This window comes from Thiomicrospira cyclica ALM1 (assembly GCF_000214825.1).
Classification (GTDB): domain Bacteria; phylum Pseudomonadota; class Gammaproteobacteria; order Thiomicrospirales; family Thiomicrospiraceae; genus Thiomicrospira; species Thiomicrospira cyclica.
In genome coordinates this window covers 463,449-484,341 of the sequence record NC_015581.1, presented here as the reverse complement: position 1 = coordinate 484,341, position 20,893 = coordinate 463,449, and the positions used below count along the sequence as shown (strand labels likewise).

5 protein-coding genes (1 of these 5 running past the window's edge) are annotated in these 20,893 nt (G+C 47.0%); all 5 read right to left on the bottom strand.

The window, feature by feature from the left end; genetic code table 11:
* Positions 1–4: 4 nt before the first annotated feature.
* On the bottom strand, positions 5–9,538 hold the full coding sequence (locus tag THICY_RS01800; RefSeq protein ID WP_013834907.1) for an LEPR-XLL domain-containing protein: 9,534 nt from the start codon (positions 9,536–9,538) through the stop codon (positions 5–7).
* A 49-nt stretch (positions 9,539–9,587) separates the two neighbouring features.
* Positions 9,588–10,406, bottom strand: a complete 819-nt coding sequence (locus tag THICY_RS01795; protein WP_013834906.1) for an efflux RND transporter periplasmic adaptor subunit — start codon at positions 10,404–10,406, stop codon at positions 9,588–9,590.
* Between the two features lie 27 nt (positions 10,407–10,433).
* Positions 10,434–12,056 (bottom strand): TolC family protein, encoded by a 1,623-nt coding sequence (locus THICY_RS01790; RefSeq protein WP_013834905.1) that lies wholly within the window; start codon positions 12,054–12,056, stop codon positions 10,434–10,436.
* Positions 12,057–12,127: 71 nt separating this feature from the next.
* Positions 12,128–12,874, bottom strand: coding sequence for a SapC family protein (locus THICY_RS01785; RefSeq protein ID WP_013834904.1), 747 nt, complete (start codon positions 12,872–12,874; stop codon positions 12,128–12,130).
* A gap of 115 nt (positions 12,875–12,989) precedes the next feature.
* Positions 12,990–20,893, bottom strand: the final stretch of a protein-coding gene (locus THICY_RS01780; RefSeq protein ID WP_013834903.1) for an LEPR-XLL domain-containing protein. It continues 33,637 nt past the right edge of the window; only the last 7,904 of its 41,541 coding nucleotides appear in the window; its start codon lies off the right edge, out of view; it ends in the stop codon at positions 12,990–12,992.

Genomic DNA, 20,893 nt, shown 5'->3' with positions numbered 1-20,893 from the left:
GTCCTTATAACACCGCTAACTGGGCTTCAAACAGCTCATCGTCTTCGTCTTGAAGCGCTAATCCGCTTAGGCTCGTCGAAGGAGCTACTATGTTTTGGGTAGCGGGTGTGCTCAAAATATTCATTAACAACGACTGCTCAAAAATAGCGTCATTTTGGGGTTCAAGAGAGGACGACTGTTCAAACAACATTCGGCTACCAAGGTTCGTGATTTGTGCTGGGCTAACAAACATACTTGGCACCGCCGTAGCGATAGGCGGCTGCAACATTGAAGGTGTCGTTTGACTTTCTTGACGCACAATTTCTAATACGGGTTTTAAGAAAAACTCAAAATCGGCAAGGTCTCGAATAGCCGCAACGTCTAAGGCTAAGGCACTATTAGACTGGTTTAACATCGCGTAACCCAATCGCCCACTAAGATTTAGGATGTGTACCCGACCTTGCGAATCTATCACCGCATTCAGGTTATTTTGACCCACAGCTGGAAAACTAAAACGGTTTACAGCCACTTTTAGTGCCTGCTCACTGGTCGTTATCACACTAGTGCTAAAGTTCTGCGCATTTAATGGCAAAGGCGTAGCGACCAGCCGCAATGATTGGGCATTAATGTTTGTTGTAATAGCTGTATCGCTGGTTTGTACGGTACCCTGAACCCGCAAATCAACAAGATTCGCTACATTCAAGGTGGCAACACGTAAGTTGCCCTGTTGATTAAAAAAGGCGCTAGTTGATGAGCCACTGGTGATCGCAGTTAATTGCCCGACCGCTATGTTTAGCGGATTTGTGTCCGAGCCAATATTACCCGCTACATCCAGATTTAAAACACCTAGTGTTTTGGTTAGGCTATTACTAACATTCGTCAAATTACCGGCTACTTTTAGGCGTATATCGCCTATTGCTGACACGTTGGACAGATTAACGGTCTTGTTGTTATCAATAAACACATTGTTAGCATTTGTAATGCCCAACTGATTAACGTTGGTTTCTAAAAACGCTGTACTACTGCCAATATTGCCGGTTGCATTGAGTAGCAGGCCTGCTGCGCTAATTTGAGTGTTAGCCGTTTGAGTAATTGCGCCGTCGGCCGTTAAATGCACTGCCCCTGTTGCAGTTACATTTGATAGGTTGACGGCCTTGGCGTTATCAATATACGCATTCGCGGCATGGGTAATGCCCAACTGATTAACGCTAGTTTTCAATAACGCCGAACTGCTAGCAATATCGCCGGTTGCATTCAGCACCAGGCCTGCGGCGCTCAATTGCGTGTTTGCCGTTTGAGTGATTGCGCCGGCCACAGTTAACTGCATTGTGTCTGCAACCGTGACTTGACCTAAATTTACCGACTGGGCATTGTCAATATACGCACTCGCGGCATGGGTAATGCTTAACTGATTAACGCTGGTTTTTAACAACGCCGAACTGCTAGCAATATCGCCCGTTGTATTCAGCACCAGACCTGCGGCATTCAATTGCGTGTTTGCCGCTTGAGTGATTGCGCCGGCCACGTTTAAATGCATTGTGTCTGCAACCGTGACTTGACCTAAATTTACCGACTGGGCATTGTCAATATACGCGTTGTTAGCATTGCTAATGCCCAACTGTTCAACATCTGTTTTTAACAACGCTGTACTACTGCCAATATTGCCCGTCGCATTCAGCAACAGGCCTACTGCGCTCACCTGAGTGTTTGCCGCTTGAGTGATTGCGCCGCCAGAGCTTATTGACGCATTTGCTAAAGCCGAAATATCGCTGGCGAAATGAACATTACCTTGGGTATGAATGATCAGATTAGAGTCACTGGTTAGGTCAACTTGCGCTGCATCGGTTGTTAGCGTCAGCGTTGTGTCATTTAACCCAACCTGATTCACGTTGATGGTGCCTAGCGCACCAATCTCAAGTGCATTCGCTTGCGTTAGGTAAAGACCGCCGTTGCCGGTGCCAACAACGCTCCCCGCCAGTCTGTTTACGCTAATGTCTAAATGATCGGTCGCGGTACCTGCGCCTTGCCCAGCGGCTGTGCCGGTGGTGGAGATGGCTAATTGGTTAGCGGTGAGGTTATTGGCAGCGCCGTTATTATCAGTGATGTTGCTGGCGCTGAGGCTGATATTACCTTGCGTGGTTAACTGTCCAAGCGCCATAGCGCCAGTAGCGAAATAGCGGATATTGCCACTTTCAGCTGATGTAACCGCGCCATCAGTCATCGTAATTTCACTGGCTTGAAGGTCAATCGTACCGCTTCCAGCAGTGGTGATATCGCCTGCCGCTGTGTAGGTTTGTGAACCGGAACTGTGAATAGAGATTGAGCCGGTGCCGGCATCTAAGCTGGCATTGGCCTGCAAATTACCTGCGCCCAGATTCAACAACACATTGCCACTGCCATCAGCAACCAGGCCTGGTGTATTGGCTGTACCGCCGTTAAGCGTTAAATTACCCGCGGCAACATTCAGCACAATCGCGCCATTATCCGTGGTGCGCAGGTCTTCTTGAGTGCTATTTTGATTAGTAACCCCCGCTTGGCTATTCACGCGACTGACATTAAAATCGACTTCATCAACAATCAAACCATCAGACTCGGTTAAAAATACGCCGCCACTTCCCGCACTGGCTGACAGCGTCGTAACGCTAATGTCAATATGATTCGTACCTGAGCCAATCGCTGTTCCCGCCTTCAGGATTAAGCCATTGGCAAAAATATTAGTTATAGAATCATCTGCCGCATCCATAATCGAACCGCTGTTGTTCGCAATTAAGGCGACATTAGCCGTGCCCGCTGTGATGGTGCGTAATGCAATGCCGTTAACCCCTGAATCACCGGTGTTGGCATTTCCAGCCTCTAAACGAATGTTGCCATTGTTACTGCTAATGCTGGTATCCGTAGCCATGATGATGTCATCAACGGCTTTCAGATCGATGGTTTTTGTATCGGCTGTGGCGCTGATATCTGCATTAAGTAAAATATCACGCCCAGCCTCAAGGCTGGTGTGGCCAGCGGTGTTGGTTAGGATTGCGCCAAGGGTTAAATCAGAGCTATTGCCGCCTGCTTTGATCAGCAGATTGCCAGCGGCAGTAATAGCACCGCCTGTCGCTTGCATGCTCAACGAGCCCGCAAGAGTTTGCAATACCAAGTTACCAGCAGAACTCAGATTGCTTTGGGCGTCATCGGTTATCGCTGATAAGGTTACGCCGTCCGTGCCGACTTGGTTAACATTGATGGCATCAAGGGTGCCAATTTCTAGGGCGTTGGCTTCACTTAGGTATAGACCACCTGTTCCCGTGCCTTTAATATCAGTAGCGAGTTTGGCAACATTGACTTCTAGATGATCTTGGCCTGTACCTGCGCCTTCACCATCCGCTGTGCCGGTGGTAACGATGCGTAGCTGGTTAGCGGTCAGGTTATTGGCAGCACCGTTGTTGTCAGTAATCGTGCTCGCGCTGAGGCTGATATTACCTTGCGTGGTTAACTGTCCAAGCGCCATAGCGCCAGTAGCGACATAGCGGATATTGCCACTTTCAGCTGATGTAACCGCGCCATTTTCCATAGTAATGGCACTGGCCTGAAGATCAATCGTGCGCGTTTCTCTTGTTGTGATATCGCCTGTCGCTGCGTAGGTTTGTGAACCGGAACTGTGGATGGAGATGGAGCCTATACCCGCATCGATTGCCGCATTGGCCTGGAGATTACCTGCGCCCAGATTCAACAACACATTGCCACTGCCCGTGGCGACAAGGCCTGGTGTATTGGCTGTACCGCCGTTCAGCGTTAAATTACCATCAAAAACATTCAGCACAATCGCGCCATTATCCGTGGTGCGCAGGTCTTCTTGGTTTATCGTCAATACGCTAGATTGATGAATTCGGTTTACACTCACACTGACAGTATTTATTTCAAGCCCACTGGCTTCGCTTACAAACAAACCGCCCGTTCCAGCGTTTGCCGTTAAGAAAGATACCGCTGTGTCAATGAAGTTAGTCGCGTCATTAACCACGGCGCCAATACCATGACCTGCTTTAAGCAGTAAGCCGTTAGCGGTGACGTTTGCATTGGCATCATTATTTGCATCTGTGATCGAACCCGCTGTGGCGATCAGCGCGACATTAGCGGTTCCCGCTGTGACTGTGCGCAGTTGAATATCCCCACCTGCTTCAATGCGGATATCAGAGTTTTGACTAGTGACAGTTACATTAGACTGCATGATAAGGTGACCGGAACTGTCCGTGCCCGCACGTAAATCGATAGTGGTTGCACCGGTGGCTTCAACATTTTGCGCCAGCGTTAAGGTTCCGCCGGTGTGAAGGCTAATATGGCCGGCACTGACGATTTTTGATAAGGTCGCATCAGTTTGATCAGCATTAACTGCTTGAGTATTGACCCGATCAACAGTGATAGCAGCGGTTTCGCCGATTGTTAGCGTGCTGGCTTCGTTAATGTATAAACCCGTTTCTCCGATCTTAGCCGCCAATAAAGCCACTTCAGTTTGGATCGCTTGGTTTAAAGCACCAAAGCCCTTGGCGTCGATCCTAAGTTGATTCGCCCAAATATTTTCTGATGAATTAGCCGCGGCCACAATGTCATTAGCGGTAATTAGACTGATTGAACCCCAATTAGCCTGAATCTCTGTTCCTTTTCGAGCATCCAAAGTACCCAGCGTAATCTCACCGCCAACGACATTGGTATCACCCGCAACCAAACGAATATTGCCACCATTAGTTTTAAATGTCGTGGCGGCAGTCATTTGAATTGCGCTGTTTGCACCTTTCGCCCAAAGATCAATCGTGCCATTGCCTGCGGTGGTGATATCGCCTGCCGCTGTGTAGGTTTGTGAACCAGAACTGTGGATGGAGATGGAACCTATACCCGCATCGATTGCCGCATTGGCCTGGAGATTTCCTGCCGCAAGATTCAACAACACATTGCCACTGCCCATGGCAACCAGACCTGGTGTATTGGCTGTACCGTTGAGGGTGAGATCACCCGTATTAAGATTCAATACAATCGCGCCATTATCCGTGGTGCGCAGGTCTTCTTGAGTGCTATTTTGATTAGCAACCACTGCTTGGCTATTCACGCGACTGACATCAAAATCGACTTCATCAACAATCAAACCATCAGACTCGGTTAAAAATACGCCGCCACTTCCCGCACTGGCTGACAGCGTCGTAACGCTAGTGTCAATATGATTCGTACCTGAGCCAATCGCTGTTCCCGCCTTCAGGATTAAGCCATTGGCAAAAATATTAGTTATAGAATCATCTGCCGCATCCACAATCGAACCGTTGTTGTTCGCGATTAAGGCGACATTAGCCGTGCCCGCTGTGATAGTTCTCAATTGAATGTCGTTATTACCGTTATCCAATATATCATCGGGTTGACTATTTCCTGCTTCTAAACGGATGTTACCGTTGGTGCTGGTAATGGTTGTATTCTCTGCCATGATGATGTCATCACCGGCTTTAAGGTCGATGGTTTTTGTATCGGCTGTGACGCTGATATTAGCGTTAAGCAGAATATCACACCCAGCCTCAAGGCTGGTGTGGCCAGCGGTGTTGGTTAGGATTGCGCCAAGCGTGAGGTCAGAGGTGTTACCGCCTGCTTTAAGGAATAGATTGCCGTCGACTGTGATTGCACCCGTGTCTGATAAGGTATCGAGATCACCATCGATGGTTTGCAATACTAAATTGCCTGCGCTATTAAGGTTTTTCCACTCGGTAGTGGTTTGATCCGTGGTAGTGCCATCCAGAGACACGCGCTTAATCGCATCAATTTGACCGACGGTCATGGCGGTGGCTTCAGTTAAATAAATTCCAGCGTTTGCAACTGTGCCTAGTGACTTAGCCGAGAGTTTGGCGACTTTGAGTTCTAGGTGACTGTTATGTTGACCAATCGAGTCATTAGCAGCAAGGCGAAGTTGATTGGCGTAGACATTGTGATAAGTTTGAGGTGGTCTGGCCTCTAAAATGGCGCTGTTGTTTGAGACGGCTATAACACTCCCCCACTCTGCCTGCGCTTGCAATGTCTCACCATCATATTTCCGCGCATCCGCCACACCAAACTCGATATGGCCTTGCGCTTGCAGGTCAATATCACCACCCGATGTTTTGATACTAGCGGCACCAAAAGCTAATACGCCACCGCTTAAAACAGAAATATGACCCGAACCGGACTCGACATCGGCTGAAATGGTTACGCCCGCGTTAGATTCCGACTCGATACGAATATTGCCAGCACCGGCTGCCGTTACCGTCTGTTCAATATTCATCGACTCGGCTTTATTAATCAAAACCAGATGGTTAGCCGCACCACCAACACTGCCAACACTGATACCGTTTAACGCCGTACCGGCTGTTGCTAAGGTCGCAGTTCCCGCTGTCGCAACCCGATTTATTGCCACATCGGCAATCTGGTTTACCGTAATCACTGAGGCTTCAGTAATGTAAATACCGCCATTCGTGGTATGCGCGGCAAGATTTAATATTTCGGTTTCAAGATGGTTAGCACCAGTGCCGATGTGGGTTCCGGCTTGCATACGTAGGTCTTTGGCAAAAATGTCAACGATGCCATCATCACTGCCATTTGGTACATAAGCATCTTCGATGCTTGTACCCGCTTTAATGAATACCGAACCCCAGAAATTCGTTGAATCATCTTGATTAGCTAGAGTTGGTGTTTGTCCACGATCATCTGCAAAACGCGCATCAATTAAACCAATTTCAACATTCGTTGAGGCATCTAAGCGAATATTGCCGCGATTGGTTTTGAGTTGCGCGCCTTGGGTCATGGCAATCGCGCCGCTGCTGGCGAGTAATTCAATGGTTTTTTCTAGCGCTAGGGTTTCGACCAGGCCTGCTGCTGCCATAGAAATGCCATTAGCGGCTAGTAAACTCACCGAACCATTGTTTGTAGTCACTGTTTGATTGATAGCGATATTAGCCGGTTTATCTGTAGTTTTTGCATCCACCAACAAATTCCCGCTAGCACCCTCCAATAACATTTGCCCGGTTGCAGTGAAGCTGCCGTTGAGCAGAGTGAATACGGCATTGCCATCAGTACCAGACGACCAAGCCCCTAAATCTGCATTGGTTTCATCAATACCTTTTTGAACCTCTAAGTCGGTGGTTTCTTGAATGAATATCCCACCAGACAGGGTGTTGCGCGCCAGCAGGCCTGCTATTTCAGTTTTCAAGTGAACAGTATCTGTACCTATCCCTTGGCTGGCACGCAGTGTAACCGTTTCGGTTTCACCACTGAGGTTTAAAGGGCGATTTGAACCCGTGCCTACCCCGCTTGCCGAAGTAATAGACCCCGTACCATTATTATTCGTATTGGCGTTCAGCGTAATCGCCGTTTTGGCATTAATTTGGCCCAGCACAATATGATCAGCAGCGTTTAATACGACGGTACCTGTAGTTGCACTACCAACACTTGCGTCAGTAAGCACGCTAGCCAGCATGGCAATACTTCCATTCTGAGCATTTAAGGTAACTAATCCCCCCGCTGAAGTAATATTGGCATTTTGCACAATAGCCTCACTGGCTGTTAAGGTAATACTACCTGTGCCGGCATGGATTACATCATTACCTTCAGCAATCAGTACTGTCGTACTCAAAGAACGACTTGCATAATTAACCACAGCACTTTGGCCAGAGGCAACATCAGAGGTAAAGGTGTTATTGGTAAGCGTTGTTAGACTACGAAAAACATTCAATGCGGGATCAGCCGTCAGCATAATATTACCGGCTTCTGCAGTAATATTAATCGAATCTGAGCTACTTGGATCAGTTTGAGCGGCACGCGCAAGGTCAAGATTACCGGATATATTTGAGTAAAACGGGTTTGTACCCGCCTGAGTGTTAATCGAAACATCTCCAGACCCTGTATTTACTAGATTGAGTGATTTAATTTGCGCATGGGTTATATTAATACCGGTTGCAGCCTGAATATTCAATCGATTGGCCATAATGGGGTCGGTATTTGTTGTTGACTGCGTAATCGCGCCAGCGGCTGAATAAAGTGTTAAAACGTTACTAACTGCATCTGAAAAGTAATTGTCCAGCTCATTATTGATGGTGATGTTGTTACGCGCAAACAAGCCCAGGTCTTTACTGCTACGTGTAACAATATTAGCGTTCGTGTCATCTACCAGGGTTATATTCTGTGCGTAAAACTCGGTTGCAAAATTAAAATTAACCGCCCCACGATCCACGCCACCTAAAAATAGATCACCGGTAATAGCTTGATTAGTTAATACGTCTTGGTGCCCAATGATTAAGCGTCCCAAATTGCTGTTTATTTTATCTAAAGCTGTCTGACTTAATTGCAAACTATTACTCGGGGGGCTAGAGATACTACCTACCACAATACTTTTTGCTTTATCTGTAGTTTGAATAAAAAGATCATAACCCGAAGCTTCAAAAGCATTGGTTCCAGCAGCTAAATCAAGCCTATTAGTTTCAATTAATGCAAAGCGTTCGTTATGCGAACCTTCAAGCGTTACCTTACCTCCAAATATAACTTGCTCGGCACCTTGAATGATTAAGTTTCCAGACAAGACTAAGCTGCCTTTAAAATTAACAACCCCGCTTGCGTTAATAATTAAATCACCGGCAATATTCACGTTACGCTCAAAGGTCACATTACCGGCTTGATTAATAATCAAGCCATCTAATGGAGCAGTCTCGGAGCCGGAAACAGAATTAGCGCCAATTTGGTAATGAATCACGACATCTTTAGCACCGGACTGATTACTCAGATTTAAGGTAAGGATATCTTCTTTGTCAGCATCTCCTTTTCCACCCAAAAAGAAAGATGTATTTGTAGTGCCAAGAGTAATATTACCAGTTCCCGATTGCAAGACACGCTTACCGTTGATTTCAATCGAATCATTAACTTGGTTATTGATATCACCACTCTCTATTTGATCCGTATTGATCGTGGTCGTATTGCCACTACCAATAATGCTCAACCCGGTACCGGGTTCAAACAAAATATTCTGGTTTAAATTGATATGACCGCCCTCAGCCGGAGTCATTAGCAACAGGTTATGGGCAAAGGTTAATGGCTCATTTAAGCCATATTGGCCGACATGAATGGTATAGGCTGCGTCGGCATAACCCATTTGCAAGGTTTGCGCGGCGCCTAATTGATCCAGTTCCGACGCAGCTAAATCTAACCAGGCCTGGTCAAGCGTAATGTCACTATTCAGGTCTGTCGGCGCAAAAATTAAGCCCTGCTCGGTGCGGGTAAAATCTAAAATTAACAGCCCATCTGTTAAGGTTACTGTTTCGCTGGCGGGTGCATCAACCGCTAATGTTAGGTTGAACGTCCCATCACCCTCATCAACCGGCGGTGTTTCTTGTTGCGTTTGGTTGACATCAAATTCAACATGATGCTCGGTTTGCGCACCCTGACTGCCATCCAACTCGGTTAACAATGCCACCTGCGCAGCGCCCATTACGGGATCCGCGGAGAGTAAAAAGCGAGGTTCAAGCGGTTCTAGCTGAAACGCTTGTTTAGTTAAGGTTTTTTGGTTATGTCGTTTCACCCTTAAACTCCCTGCTTCGCAGCACTGTTAAGATGGGTTGGGCACCCGTTTACTGAAGATGTTCTAAATTAATACTGGCCTTGCTGCCGGGACGCAACACGCCATCCGGATTAGCAAGGTTAATGTGTAGCTCAACCAAACCACTGGCGGGATCCGCTACCGGCGAAATAAACACCAACGCCCCCATCACGGTTTGCTGGCCTTCGATATTCACTGAAATCGCTTGCTCTGCTACTAAACGTCTGGCTAATCCATCTGGCACATTGAGTTTTAAACGCAATTGCGAAATATTAACTAAGCGTAATACCGGCTCACCTTGACGCGCCCATTCACCGCGACTGGGTTGGACTTCGATAACTTGGCCGTCGGCGGGCGCACGCAACGAATGCAATGCAATGTCTAGTTGTACGGCCTGGTATTCCAATTGGGCTAAACGCTTTTCATTTTGCAACTGAAGCAGGCGACCTTCTAGGGTGATATGCTCTAAACGCAAACGCTCCAAGTCATCTAAACTAATGGAGCGTGATTGCGCAAACAGTTGCTCGGCTCGTTGTAACTGACCGGTTAACACGGCAAGGCGTTGGGTCAGCACATCCTGCTCAACTTGATCATCAACAATCAAGCGACGGCGCTGCTGCTCAACCTCCTGTAACTGGGTATCCAACCGCACTAACGGCTGTCCAGCTCGAACCTTATGACCCGGCTTTACCAATACATCAGCCACCAGGCCACTCACCCCAAAGGATAATAAAAACTCGTCTTGCGGATAGAGCACGCCAACCTGAGTCAAGGCCGACGCAAACACCTGCTTCAGTGGTGCTGCTACCAACACCAATGCCAGCAGGCCTGCGCCAAGCCAAGAGCGCATACAAGACGCCTTAGTCATTAAAGAAACTCACCGCTGAACAACCGGTTGCACAGGGCTGGCACTCAGTGACGAGCCATCGCCAACGCTGATCCCAAAGTTACCGAGCAAGGAACCTTCCGCCAGCTGCAAGGATAGCTTGGCAATTTCAAATTTTACCTTGGCATCAATATACTGCTGCATACCCCGATTGAGGCGATCTTCACGATCATAGACATCACTTAAACGGCGCGAACCGGCATCGAAAAGCTCTCGTTCAATACGCAACAATTCCTTAAGCAACGCAACGTTATCTTGATAACCCATCAACTCATCATGGCTACGTTCCACTTGAATCAGCCGATTTTGTAAATCATTCGCTAAGCCAGTGCGAATCGCCTGGGCATCAATTTCTGACTGACTCAAACGCGTTAACGCCGCCAACTCTTGACCGCGTGCCCGCTTATTGCCTTGCAAAGGCATGGTCAGACTCAAGCCCGCAAACCACGACGGAAAATCGGTTGAAAACTGTTTTTCGGCACTCTTACCATAATCGAAACCTAAACCGTTGGTGCTATAACCCATTAACAGGTCTAGCTGAGGCTTTAATTCATCGCGCGCCGATTTTAATTGTTCCATTTGCACATCGGCACGTTTTAACGCCACCGCGTAACTGGGCCAACTGGCTAACACGGTATCGAAGTAGGCTTCAAACGATCCTTGTAAGGCTAGGGCGGTAGCAACCGGTTCATCCAGCAACTTGATCGTAACATCCTGCTCGGCCGCTGAAATATTGAGCAATGTGGTTAGGCGAGTTTTGGCATCTTGGTAAGCGTGTAAACTCGCATCAAGCTCTGCTTGTCGTGACAAAATATTGGAGCGTGCTTCCAGTAAGGTGGTTTCGGGAAGTTGCCCGGCACGCACACGGCGCTCCAAATCCGCATAGGTTTTTTGGGCATTTTCTAGCGATTCTACCCGCATCTGTTGCACCTGCTCGACACGATAGAGTTGCCAATAAGCCGACAAGCCATCAAACATACTACGCATTAATTGTTGCTGATATTGGCTAATTAAAACCTGATGCTCTAACTCAGCTTGCGCAATACGCGATTGCTGTTGTGTCGCACCTAAACCGCGCATTAACGGTTGGGTAATCACCAGGTTAATAGAACCGGTCCATTCCGCATTATTTGACGGGTTGCTCGTTATTTGTCCAATGGTATTATTTTCTCGATGCAGTGTTTGATAACTAACCCGCAAGTCCGCGCCACTTCTGAGGCGCGAATTAACCCCTATTTCATATTGACTGCGCTGTTCTTCAAATACAGAAAAATCAGGTGATAACCTTGGACTACTGCGATCACTGGCCTCGGCTTGACGGCGAACATCGTCATAGCGCACATTAGAGAAAAAAACCGGCTCAAATGCACCGGTTTCTTGCAAAATCTGATGCTGTGCCAGCTCAGTTTGTAATTGGCTAAACAGCACTTGTGCATTACGCGCAATCAGCTGTTCAACCAGTGTTTGTTGGTTTAACGCCATCACACCTTGCTCCAATATCAAAGCATTGGCGGAATCGGGTGTGGACGCTGTGGCAAAACCGGGTGCCACCGCGCCTCCGGCAAGACAGATACTTAACCAGATCGGTAATTGTTTTTTGGTAAATTGTTTCATCGTTGCTATCTCTCCGGAATGACAAACCACCGGCCTAGCTATTGACTAGAACCGATGTAATAAACGTGCTTTTAATGCACAGATTTGGTGTCAGCTTGCTGCTGTGTCAAGCCTTTGACACCGTCTTTCAACATGGCTAAACGCTCAATTTGCGCTAAAGACGTTAAGTGTGAGTACACAGGCGCCATATAACGACGTGACTTAATTTCAAGGAATAGATTGTCCGATAAGTTATTTAAGCGCTCTTCATTAACCACATAACAGCCCGTAATATTTTTCATCTGGTCGTTTTCACGAACACGCATATTTAATGGCGTAAACAAGTTATGTTCGGCTAAAAAATGACAGAACTGTTTGGTAAACACTTCCATTTGCTGCAATTCGCTAAGGTAACGCTTAACATTTTCAACCACTTCTGTAGGCTCACCCTTGTCATCAAATAAAGCCTGGCCTTCTTTGTTACCGACATACGGGCTCTCTTCATCAACACAAACGGTAAACTGATCGTCCTTATCAGTTTTCGCTAAGGCAAACGGATAACGACGAATAATTGCCGGTACATACGATGCTTGCCACTTACCATCTTCGCCGACAAATAAATTGGTGCCAGCATCTAAACCGAGTAGCACCACCGGACGAAACTCATCCTGTTCTTTATCTTCAAGAAACACAATCGGATAAACCGAGGCCGCGCGGGCAAATTCATGCACCATAATGGTTGCAATATGAAAACCGGATGAAAAACCAAAACCATCTAAGGGTTTAACTTTTAAACTGGCATGAACGTCTTTATTTACCGGTACTAATTTTTTAAACATAGGTGTCTCCAAGGTTAATTGTCACGAATTATCACTAAATATCACGAATTATCACAAATTCGACTTATTTGGTTCTAAATTCTCCGTGTAACATTTTATCTATTTTTTTTACTATTTATAGCATTAATTCATCTTCATCTAAAAATAAATCAAACTGGAACACCGGCCCACTTAACAGGCCACTACTACTAAACTGCGCACTACCCACATAATTAACCACACTAGAGTAGTCTGGAATAGGTTGCAGATTAAAACTGGGGGCCGATAGCCGCTCAAAGAGTGAACTTGGCGCAAAACCACCATCCGAACGACCAAAATCCAACAACTCGCGATCATTGAATGGGTTATCCCACGGATTGCGTTCAGATAATCCCAGCGACTGATCTTGTATTAATGCCTGGTTAAGCAACTGAGTCGCAAAATCGTCTGCCGTGTTTCTTTCGCTCAAGCTAGGCGCTGACACACTGAGTTCACGCACGTTCACAATGATGGGTCGTGAGAATAAATCAAAGCGTTCAGCGGGCGTATTGAGTAGAACGCCCTTTATCGGTTGCAAAAGCTCTGGCTGCACAACAACAGGAGTTGCAAGATGTAATTGCAATGTCGAACCTGAGTTGCTAACCCAGTAATCTTGATCGGATAAGCTTAGTTGGAATACACTCCGTGCTTGCTGCCAACTATTACCTAAATCCAGCATTTCAACGTCTGCTTTCACTACGGGCATCGTAGCTAATTGAGAGGTTAGCGGCTGCAAAACGGACAGAGTTAGTGGCTGGCTGTTAACCTGCAGGGATTTCGCAGCGATATTCATATCTGAATGCGCTAATACCGATACTAATGAACCATTACTCACTGTTAAACTAACGCTTTCAGCTGCAATTTCTGCCACCGAAATACCTTGCACCGCTTGCCAATTGAGGCTGTCGCTGTCGACTCGAACAGCCGAATTCATGAGGATGCGTTGCGCTTCTAGGCTGAAAAGCCCAGACAAACTCAATGACTGGTTAAGGTTGAAGTCACCCGAAGATTGAATACTTAAATGATGCAGTGTGGTGTCCTCAAAGTTGAGGGCACCGCCGGCACTAATCTGGGTTAAACCAGCTACTGTTAAGTCATTTAGAGTGAGGTTACCCAAACTAGTGATGGTCAAATTCTGTGCCGAACCACTCACAGATTGCGTATTTAACTGATTAACCGCTAGCGAACCAGCAACGTCCAATACCAGCTTATCTGCTACCAGGCCTGCTGTAAACTCAACATCGTTAACCGCGGTGATGGTAATCACACCAGTGCCTGTGAAGTCACCTTCAACGCTTAGGCTGGTCACATCAAAGTCTGTGCTTCCTGCTACGCTCACCGATTCTTTTAGGGTGGCGGCTGTCGCTTTGACATCTAGCAGATTTTTAAACTCAGCTTCGCCATTCAGCGTAAAGTCGCCGTCTTTGGCTTCAATCTCTGCTGCGCCGGTTACCTCAACACCCTTGAGCGTAATGTGACCGTTTGTGCTGGTGATGTTTAGGTCGTCTTCTGCTACCAGGCCTGCTAGGAAGTTAACATCGTTAACCGCGGTGATGGTGATCGCACCGGTTCCTCTGAAATCATCTTCAGCGGTTAGGCTGGTCACATCGAACTCTGTAGTTCCAGATACGCTCACCGATTCTTTTAGGGTGGCTGCTGTCGCTTTGACATCTAGCAAATCTTTAAACTCAGCTTCGCCGGTTAGTGTGAAGTTACCACCCGCATCAAGGTGGGTTTCACCAGCTACATCAACTGAACCTAAGACAATCGATTGCTTGGCTCCTAGGGTTGCATCGCCGGTTACCTCAACACCCTTGAGCGTGATGTGACCGTTTGTGCTGGTGATGTTTAGGTCACTTAGATTAGTTGCATTTCCTACAACCAGGCCTGCTGTAAACTCAACATCGTTAACCGCGGTGATGGTAATCACACCAGTGCCTGTGAAGTCACCTTCAACGCTTAGGCTGGTCACATCAAAGTCTGTGCTTCCTGCTACCGTCACTGCTTTCTCTAGGGTGGCTGCTGTCGCTTTGACATCTAACAAATCTTTAAACTCAGCCACACCCATTAACGTGAAGTCATCACCCGCATCAATGCGGGTTTCGCCAGCCACATCAACCGAACCTAAGACAATCGATTGCTTGGCTTCTAACGTCGCATCGCCCATTACCCCAACCGTGTTAAGGGTGATGTTACCGTTTGTGCTGGTGATGTTTAGGTCACTTAGATTGGTTGCATTTCCTACCACCAGGCCTGCTGTGAACTCAACATCGCTTTCAGCGTTGATAGTGATCATACCAGTGCCCGTGAAGTCAGCTTCAGCGGTTAAGGTGTCAACAGTAAACTCTGTGGTTCCTGCTACCGTCACTGCTTTCTCTAGGGTGGCTGCTGTCGCTGTGACATCTAGCAATCCAGCAAAATCAGCTATACCAGTTAGCGTGAAGTCGCCATCTTTCGCTTCAATCACAGCCGCACCCATTACCTCAACCGTGTTAAGGGTGATATCGCCTGCTGTGCTGGTGATGTTTAGGTCACTTAGATTGGTTGCATTTCCTACCACCAGGCCTGCTGTGAACTCAACATCGCTTTCAGCGGTGATGGTGATCGCACCGGTTCCTCTGAAGTCATCTTCAACGGTTAGGCTGGTCACATCGAACTCTGTGCTTCCTGCTACGCTCACCGATTCTTTTAGGGTGGCGGCTGTCGCTGTGACATCTAACAAGCCAGCAAAATCAGCTTCGCCGTTCAGTGTGAAGTTACCGTCTTTGGCCTCAATCTCTGCCGCGCCGCTTACCTCAACACCCTTGAGCGTGATGTGACCGTTTGTGCTGGTGATGTTTAGGTCGTCTTCTGCTACCAGGCCTGCTTTGAACTCAACATCGTTGGTAGCGTTGATAGTGATCATACCAGTGCCAGTGAAGTCACCTTCAACGCTTAGGCTGGTCACATCAAACTCTGTGGTTCCTGCTACGCTCACCGATTCTTTTAGGGTGGCGGCTGTCGCTGTGACATCTAGCAATCCTGCAAAATCAGCCTCGCCATTCAGTGTGAAGTTACCGTCTTTGGCTTCAATCTCTGCCGCACCCGTTACCTCAACCGTGTTAAGGGTAATATCGCCTGCTGTGCTGGTGATGTTTAGCGTGCTACCTGCTACCAGGCCTGCTTTGAACTCAACATCGTTAACCGCGTTAATGGTGATCACACCAGTGCCTGTGAAGTCACCTTCAACGCTTAGGCTGGTCACATCAAAGTCTGTGGTTCCTGCTACGCTCACCGATTCTTTTAGGGTGGCGGCTGTCGCTGTGACATCTAGCAATCCTGCAAAATCAGCCTCGCCATTCAGTGTGAAGTTACCACCCGCATCAATGTGGGTTTCGCCAACTACATCAACCGAACCTAAGACAATCGATTGCTTGGCTTCTAACGTCGCATCGCCCATTACCTCAACCGTGTTAAGGGTAATATCGCCTGCTGTGCTGGTGATGTTTAGGTCGTATCCTGCTACCAGGCCTGCTGTGAACTCAACATCGTTAACCGCGGTGATGGTAATCACACCAGTGCCAGTGAAGTTAGCTTCAGCGGTTAGGGTGTCAACAGTAAGGTCTGTGGCTCCTGCTACGCTCACCGATTCTTTTAGGGTGGCTGTTGTCGCTGTAACATCAAGTACCGCGCCGACACTAAGTATTTGATTAAACTCAACATCCTTAACCGTGATAGTTACGTTTTTGTCAGCCTCAACCCTAGTCTGGGTTTGATTGAAGTTTTCTGCTTCGGTCACTAGCGAATCTTTATAAGCCGCTGCAACGGTGACTTCATCAAAAGCAAAATCTAGGATTGCAGCATCGATGGTTAAACCACCTGCGGTTTTAATCGCCCAAGCACCCACATCTAAATTGTTTGAGTTAATCACAACAGCGTTATTAGCATCCGTTGAATCTGCCTGCAATAGCACACCCGTTGCGGTTATATCCGCATCAGAACTTATAGTAATTGCGCCACCACTTATCAACGCTAGATTATTAAACGCATATTCACCCTTTAAAATGAGGGATTCATTCGACTTGATAACCAAATCATCTTGGGTCTTAAAAACAGCGTTGGCAGCTAAGGACACGTCATCTGCACTGAGGTAGATTGAACCCTGCTCTGCGGTTAATGCCACTTCTTGGTGAACGGTTAATTGACCTTTAGCAACCAGACTTATCACGCCCTGGCCTTTTGTGCTGATATCATCGGCAATAACCATAGCGCCATCGAGTGCAATCAAGAACACATTGGCATCTTGTTCACCCGCCAAACGATTCACCGTTAATGCCGTAGCAGAAAGATTAAAGCTGGTCGATTGATTAAGATCAACGTCTACAACATCAAGTGCCGTGGTGTTATTAATAAACACCGAACTAGCTGACACTGCGTTACCCAAACTCGCCTGCAAGCCATTTACCGAGGTTACAATCGCTTTAGCCGCGCTACCTAGATCACCGCTAATGGTTAAATGCAAATCGTCGGTCACAATATTTGCATCCATTCCATCAACAAATCCATTAACCAGGCCTGCTGCGGTAATTCTAACTTCAGCATCTGCATCAACAACCTGCGCTAGGGTCAACAGCCCACTCGTACTGATGATAGCTGTATCCGACACGGTAATACCCGAAGCTGTAACTTGTTGATTTTTGACCGACACGTCCCCAACGACCAATTCACCTTGGTTGTTAATAACCAAAGCACTGGCGTTAACAGCAACAACGCGCACATCAGTTTGCAGGATAGCGCTAGCCGTGCCTGCCGCACCAACCACATCAATTAGCAAGCCATCCGCCGACACATTAACACCGTCAACCGCCTGCACATTCAGCTTGCCAGCGTTTGACACCAAACCGACCGAACCACTGCCCGCCTCTAAAGTCGCCACCTCAATATCGTTTGCTGCTTTCAACAGCATATCGCCATTATTGGTCGCAAGGCGTGAATTCGCACTCATCGCAATGGCTCCAACGGTTGCTTCAAGATCAATCACTTGTTGTGCGCCAAGCGTGGCAATATCAGCGGTATCTAAATTAACATTGTCATGTGCTTTAAGTAAGATATCACCTAAATCACTTGTAATAACCCCACTAATTGTCAACTCACCCTGAAGTGATCGTAAGATTAAATCTCCCGTTAAATCAACATCACCATTTAATCCGACATTATCTTGAGCAGTAATAAACACGCTCCCACCTACACTTAAATCACCGATTAACAACTCAGTTTTTTCTTGTAGATAAACATCACCAGCAACAGTTACAGAAACTAAATCGAGTAGTTTTGCACGCGTATTTATGGTCGCACCATCCGCCGCGCCAATTCCCTGTGCCGCATTTAAGCGAATTTCAAGTGTTTCACTCGCACCACTTTTATTATCACGCAGATGCACCGAACTAGAACTTGCCGCCGTTGCTAAACGAATACTTCCGTTTGCAGCTTCAAGATCAATCAGACCATCTGCTTCAATTTCATTTAGAACAATATTTTGACCTGCTCTAAATACTACCTCGCCTATATTGCCACCTGATGTACGCACCTGTGCATTACTTGACATCGCAATATCATTTTTGGCATTAACAGTGATACCACCACCGTTACTGGAAGCCAAAACGCTATCACCTAACAACAGCATCTCACCTTCCAAAGACCTCAACCTAATGTCTCCATTTGCGGTATTGATCTGAGCATGAGTTGTTACATCACCGTCAGCGATTAGTTGGATAGCGCCAGATGTTGAGGAAATTGATTGTTCCATAACAATCGCACTGTCGGTGCCAATCCGCTTGTATTGAGATGCCGCAGGGTCTTGCCCTTGCAATTTAGCTGAAGAACTTGCTACCAAAGAAATCGAACCTTGACCTAGCGAAGAAATAACTTCCACGGCACGGTCAGCTGAATTTGATGGCGCTGTACCTATTCGCAAGTTGCCATCATCCGTACTCACAATAATTCGGCCATTTCCTGCGCTTGCTGTTTGGTGGGCGCCCAACACTGTTAAATTACCATCTACACCCAGCATCGCCTCAGCTTGGGTATGGAAACGAATATCTCCGAAATTCCCTCGATTAGTCAAATCAACGCTATCTACAGCGGTCCACAGCATACGAATACCTGTATTAGCATTAGCAATCAGGTTATTTGCCACAATCAATTCTTCTACCGGTAGCAGACCCGAATTCTGCTGGAAAATGTTGCCCTCGTGTGCATAAAGAGATAGGGTAAGCGGCTCGGATCCTTGCTGCGAAACCAGCTCCAACTGATTTTCAATGCGAATATTATTGTGGGCTACTAGCGATAAATCTGCCCCAGCCTTTAAAGTCCGATCCACTACCGAACTATCAACCACCGTAATGTTGCCGCCAAATACCGTTAAGGCATCATTAAACGTATTTTGTCCCTGCGTATGCGCACCAATTCTGACATTGCCAGTCCCTTGCGCAGCCAAGCCAGTTAATGCACCATTTGAGTCACGCGCTTGATTACCAACCTGAATTTCGCTAAAGCCCGTTGTTAATGCACGCAAATCTGCTTGCGATATAAATAAGGCACTCGAATTACCATCGGTTGGCGGTGATGCAAGGTTAATCGCCCGCGCCAAGGTAGTGGTTTCAATGGTTAAACTACCGCCATTTGCCGTAAATGCCGATGAGCGCTGAATCGGTAAATCCAAGGTGTCAGTTTGAATATATATGTGATGATCGCCCGCATTTGAAACATCTGGCGATTGGTCCGTGCCATTAACACCTATAATACCGGCACCCACGTTGACCGTAATATCATCACCAAAAAACACTTGTGAGGTGCCATTAATAATTAAGTCACCCCGAACCACGACATTTTTATTGAAGCGTACATCACCGGTCGCATTTATCACCAAATCACCATCAATGGTGACGCGCTCTCTAAAGACCACATCAATGGCATCGATAATCTCAAGACCATTTAGCGCAAGATCCAGCGTGGTGCCAATTTCACTGTTAATAATGACATCGCCATCATTGGCAGTGAGTGTTAGTGTGTCGGTTTGATCTTTGCCGATACTATTGATGTAATGCCCTGAACCTCGCGACCCCAGCTCAATAAAACCACTATTGCCATTGTCGCCACTGATAATCGTGATATCACCATTAACCTTGATGGAGTCATTAACAATCACATTACCTTCTGCTATCGTGTCAGCAGACATTGTCGTAGTGTTACCTGAACCAAAAATCATTAACGATGAGCCATTATTTAAATGCAAATCTTGATTAATACTTATTTGGCTGCCCAACCCTGGAGTTCGAATCCATAAATTATCATGCACCACAACCGGCGCATCAAAATCATCACCAATCATGATATGGTGCTGTCCGATATTTGAACCCACTTCAATTGCAAAAAAGCCTGGTTGTAACTTGGCTAATTCTGTGTTGGTTAAATGCAACTTATCGTCATGGGTACTTGATGAATCACCTAACAGAATTGTGCGTGTGTTATCAATAGGTTTGATATTGATAAGCGCACCAGCACTGCGCAAGGTGTTTTCAATGGTTAAGACATCAGCCACAATCAAAATATTATCGCCACCCGCATCGACCGACGCTGATACCTTCTGTGAACCATCCAGGCTATAAACATCGGTTGCGCCACCGCGAGACCCAACGGGACGATCGGCTTTGACTACATCGGTGCTGCTCAGTGCCAAGAACAAGACCTGGTCACGCTCTGAACTGGATGCTGACAATTCCACTACATCAATCAAGATGGCCATTGGACTGGCGTTAAAGCCAGCAACCGAACTGCCGATATTTCCTTCGGCTTGAATTGTTAATCTACCACCGGTTTGAATAAAGGCGCCATCCGCTGAACGCAACTCCTGACCATTACTGATCCCGTAAAGTTGCTGTTCAAAACTCTGTAGATTGTTTGCTGTAATTTCGCCGGTTAAGCGACCGTCAACGTCTTTACTTAGCGCAAACTTACCGTTTA

Excerpts from the sequence above, each read along its gene's own strand:
- THICY_RS01790 (WP_013834905.1), bottom strand. The coding sequence starts at position 12,056 with ATGAAACAATTTACCAAAAAACAATTACCGATCTGGTTAAGTATCTGT.
- THICY_RS01795 (WP_013834906.1), bottom strand. The coding sequence starts at position 10,406 with ATGCGCTCTTGGCTTGGCGCAGGCCTGCTGGCATTGGTGTTGGTAGCA.
- THICY_RS01785 (WP_013834904.1), bottom strand. The coding sequence starts at position 12,874 with ATGTTTAAAAAATTAGTACCGGTAAATAAAGACGTTCATGCCAGTTTA.